General features: G+C 53.0%; 4 protein-coding genes. All 4 read left to right on the top strand.

Annotated elements, in window-relative coordinates:
* Window positions 1-809: hypothetical protein (locus tag RMSM_RS42545; protein ID WP_236622123.1), on the top strand; the 809-nt coding region annotated here is incomplete at its 5' end.
* Window positions 810-1,420: 611 nt separating this feature from the next.
* Window positions 1,421-2,416: a glycosyltransferase family 2 protein gene (locus RMSM_RS13090; RefSeq protein WP_008696613.1), complete on the top strand. Its 996-nt coding sequence runs from the start codon at window positions 1,421-1,423 to the stop codon at window positions 2,414-2,416.
* A gap of 113 nt (window positions 2,417-2,529) precedes the next feature.
* Window positions 2,530-4,221 carry an ArnT family glycosyltransferase gene (locus RMSM_RS36800; protein WP_144057614.1) on the top strand — a complete coding sequence of 564 codons (1,692 nt, stop codon included), beginning with the start codon at window positions 2,530-2,532 and terminating at the stop codon, window positions 4,219-4,221.
* An 86-nt stretch (window positions 4,222-4,307) separates the two neighbouring features.
* A partial coding sequence (locus RMSM_RS42540) for a hypothetical protein (RefSeq protein ID WP_236622122.1) occupies window positions 4,308-4,562 on the top strand: 255 nt, incomplete at its 3' end.

Genomic DNA, 4,562 nt, shown 5'->3' with positions numbered 1-4,562 from the left:
TTGCGACCTGGAGCGACAGTGAGGTGGCTCGGCGGTGGATGATGATTTGTCCGCATCGCCGAAGTTCCGATGGGCTACCGCTTCCACCAACCGAAGCAGAGATCCGATCGATCGCTGGATGCCCCGTCAAATGTGGCGACATCCGCAAACGACTCAGCAGTATCAGTTGGTGGATGCGACTGCTTTGCCAACGTGTCGCAATGCGAGCGAACCTGGAAGACGAAGAATCAGGGCATTTTTTCCAAGATCGCTTCCATGCCACTCGGATCGTCGACGAGGCATCTCTGTTGGCTTGTGCTGCCTATGTTGACCTGAATCCAATTCGAGCTGCGATGGCCGAAACGCTCGAACAGAGCAATCACACCTCGGTTCAGCGGCGAATTGAAGCGATCACCGCGGATCAAGACGAACGCGTTCCAGTAGCAAAACGACGCGACAATTTCTTGTCGCCGGTTGCGATCGACGAGCGGTCCGGTGAGATTGGCCCCTGCGTTAGCAAGACGGGCAAACGCTGCAGCGACAAAGGTTTTCTACCGATGTCACTCGAAGATTACCTGGAAACACTCGACTGGACCGCACGTCAGATCGCACCTGGCAAGCCAGGCAAGACACCTGCAGACCTGCCACCGGTGCTCAAGCGACTGGGCTTGGACACCAAGACGTGGTGCGAATTGGTCAGCGACTTCGGCCGGTTGTTTTGCACGGTCGCCGGACGCCCCGAGAGCATCGATCCGCTGCGCAGCCACCGCACCCACCGCCGCTATCATTTGCGGCGAAGAGCCCGAGAGCTGCTCACCCAAGCGGATTAGCTTGCGAGCGTCCCTTCTTTTTGGCTGTTGAGCGTGGTAACGCGTCGCCGATAGAGGAAACTGCGCAGCAACAGCTGAGCGACAACCGAATCTCCACCAGATTAGCTCGTGTTTTGTGCCAGCCTTGGCTTTGGCAACGTCGAAAACGTGTAGAGCCTCTCCAGTAGCCCCCTTGAGTTAGCCTCATGTGCCCCGACGACATGCCCCGTCCCCAATATGGGGACGGTTCCTCAGTGATGGATGGTCTTGCCCCCTCAATAATGCGCTCTGTCCCTGTTTGGGGAGGGTTTTGGTTGTTTGCTTGCATTTATGTTTGTGGGTGGTGAATCGCGTTGATGATGGGAAGACTTCCGAGCTCGACGCTTGCCATTGTTCGTCGGCTGTGCCGTTTCGAATCTCATACACCCCCAGTCCTCCGGCCGCTCTGAGATGCTCGGCATTTCCCTCCCGTCGCCTCGCCGGAATGGTGCCGAAGCAAGTAGTTGCAATTGACATCATCCACCCCCTGGCCTAAAAGCATCCTGAGGCTGAATAAGCCGACGTTTTTCGTCGTCGAGGCCGCCACTGAGTTGCTCGATACCCGGTGTTTTTGCGTTTCCTGGAGGGAAAATATGGCTGGACGACAATTGGATGTGGTCATCCCGGTTTTTAATGAAATTGAAATCATTCAGATGCTGCATTCGCGAGTCGATGCGGCTTGCCGAGCCACTGGATTGCGTTACCGGATCAACTATGTCGACGACGGCAGCAGCGATGGGACGGCGGAATGGATCGTCGATAACGCGATCAATCATGCTGCGTCCCCGGATGAAGCGGTTCAGCTGATCTCGCTGTCACGAAACTTTGGTCAACCGGCTGCGATCGTCGCGGGCCTCGATTCGACCGATGCGGACTGCGTGGTGTTGATGGACGGCGATCTGCAAGATCCGCCTGAATTGATTACGCAAATGGTTGCAGCATGGAACGAGGGAGCCGAGGTGGTCATTCCGCAGCGAACCGCACGCAAGGAAACTTTCGTCCGCGGGCTCGGGTTTGCCGCCTTTCATCGACTGTTTCGCTTTCTGTCGGAATCCAAGGTACCGTCCAATACCGGCACTTTTTGTTTGATGAGCCGCAATGCAGTCGAGGCGGTCTGCCGACTTCCCGAAACGCATCGATTCTTTCCCGCACTTCGTGCTTGGGTCGGGTTCAAGGTTTCAATCATTTTGTTCGAGCGTCAAGAACGAGCTGGCGGTGAACCCAAACAGAATTTCGTCCGACTGTTTCGCTATGCCATGGACGCAATTTTTGGCAATTCGCTCAAGCCACTTCGTTTCCTGACCGTCTCAGGCGCAATATTGTGTCTTGTCTCGCTCGCCGCAGCAGCGTGGTTTGCGGGAAAGCGACTCAGCGGTGTCGAGACTGCCTCGCTTGGCTTTACCACAATCGCCTGTGCCATTTTGGGCTTAGGTGGATTTCAGCTGATCGCAGCTGGGATCCTCGGCGAATACATCGGCCGTATCTATGACGAGGTGCGACGTCGACCTTCCTACATCGTGTCGAGTGCCACCACGTCGGAAGAGGCATACGAGCATGCATTCTCAATGATTTCACGAAAAGCAAGCTAGAGGATTTTGCCGTGAGTACGGATAGCAAAACAATCCCGGCCAATGAGTTGCGTTCGAATGTAGCATCGCTAAGAGATGCGTTAAGTAGACCGGTCATGGTTTTGATCATTCTGATGGTCAGTTGTGTAGCACTAGCGATGTACTGCAGTCGTCTGAATCAGGAACTTTATCAACACAAAAATCCGTTCTATGATTCGTTAAGTTACAACATGCATCTATTCGCCATCATGGAAACATCCCATCAGCGGGGATTGGCGGCGGGTTGGAACCGAGTGATGACCAGCGATTCAACCTTGTTTCTTCCGTTCGCGATCGCAGCTTCGATTGGCCCTTGGGTCGAGCCCAGCCGGATGGTGCCAATCTGGATCCAAGCGGGTTATCTGTTTGGTTTCTTGGTGTCGGTGTTTTATTACTTAGTGAAAATACGTGATCTGAAACCGACGACCGCGTTGTTGGGTTGCTGTACATTTTTCACCACCAGCTGCATCTTTATGGAGGTGGGCGGACTGTCCGATTTCAGAGCGGATTTGCTGTTGTGCTTCGGCTTTGGTGCATCGGCTCTGTGGTTTCTGTCGGCGATGCATCGGCCCACGATTGGCAGGTTTATCGCGTGCGGTATCGCAGTGGCAATCTGTTGTCTATCCCGATCAACGGCACCGATCTACTTGGTATTCAGTCTCGCCCCCTTAACGGTGCTGTTTTTGCTGCAGCGAGAAGATCGCAGCAAGCGGATACGCGGATTGATTCTGACCAGCGTGATCGCCAGTGTGCTATCAGGATGGTTTTATATTCTGAATTTCGACTATCTGCATTACTATTATGTCGTTTGGAATACCGACGCCAATGCAAAGCTTCCGCTAAGTGAGGCGGTAAAACATGGCGAATTTGCAGGGCGTGCGATAGGTGCTGAAGCACTGTATTTGCTCGGGGCCTGGTTAATCTGTTTCGTTCTATTCACTCGCAATCGTGGGATTTTGAAGCCGATTCTTGATCTGACTCGTGATCGCTCGACGCCCGATTGGGCTCTGCTTTGGATTGGACTCAGCCCGATTGTGTTCCTGGTAGCCCGACGCGCAGGATTGAATCCGTATGTTTCGATGCCAGCAGTAATCGGTTTAGTTTTGTTCGCGATTCTTCCTCTGCTGAAAGCATTTGAAAGACTCAATAACGTTCGGTTGGTGGCGTGTTCGTGGGGACTGCTAGCCGTCGCAATCGGCATTGCTTCTCAACGAGGATGGGAGCGGCATCAACCCGGTGGATTCAATACGATGGTTGCTCAGCAGCAGATCATGGACGAGATTTTGGCCGATAGCATCGCGAACAACCTGTCCGACGTCCGTTTCGGCGTCAGCCATTTAACCGATTTTAATCTATGGAGTTTGTATTCGACCGTAATGTTTGATCGCGAAGGGGTTACCAGCGACGAAGGAAAATTGATCTATCAAGACATCCGATTGCATGCCAATGGGTTGTTGTCTCTTCCTGCCGCAGCGGAATGGGACGAGGTACCAGGAGAAAGCGATTCAGAAAAATTACAGTCACTTTTGGAACAATGTGAAAGCACATGTGACTACGTGGTGGTTCCTGATGAAAACACAGCCGCCTACGTCCAGCAACACTTTGCCTTCAATTACATCAATCGCTACGCGTCGATATTGCGAAAAGAAATTGTCAACGGAAATTGGGAACGCGTTTCGGATCCGATCCAAACCAACGAAAAGGAGTCCGTTGAAATCTATCGCTCGCGGCGAATCGCTCCGCAAGCACGGCTAGCCAGTCAGGCAACGACTCACGCTCTCGACTAATCCAAGCTGTTTGCGAACCCCTAAGCCAAAACGAACTCGCATCCGACTGGGGATGGGCGTGAGCGGGATGGTGGATCATCGCCGCGATGATGCAACGAGACTATAGCTCGTCACCGATGTCGACACCTTCCTGGGCAATTGCGTCCTCTTTTTCTGCTTCAAGCCGCGGTTGCATCGACGATGTCGAGATTGTCCGAAAGGAACTGATCAAGTTCATTCAAACTGGTCACTATCGAAATCGCAATTTTCTGCTTTTTGCTTACGACGACAAAGCCAGTTTCTATTGCAAACGGGCTGGAAACTTAGCGAGCAAAGTGGCAGCAACGTCCATCACGGTTATT

Source organism: Rhodopirellula maiorica SM1, assembly GCF_000346295.1.
GTDB classification, from domain to species: Bacteria; Planctomycetota; Planctomycetia; order Pirellulales; family Pirellulaceae; genus Novipirellula; species Novipirellula maiorica.
This window is presented reverse-complemented; position numbering and strand designations above follow the sequence as displayed.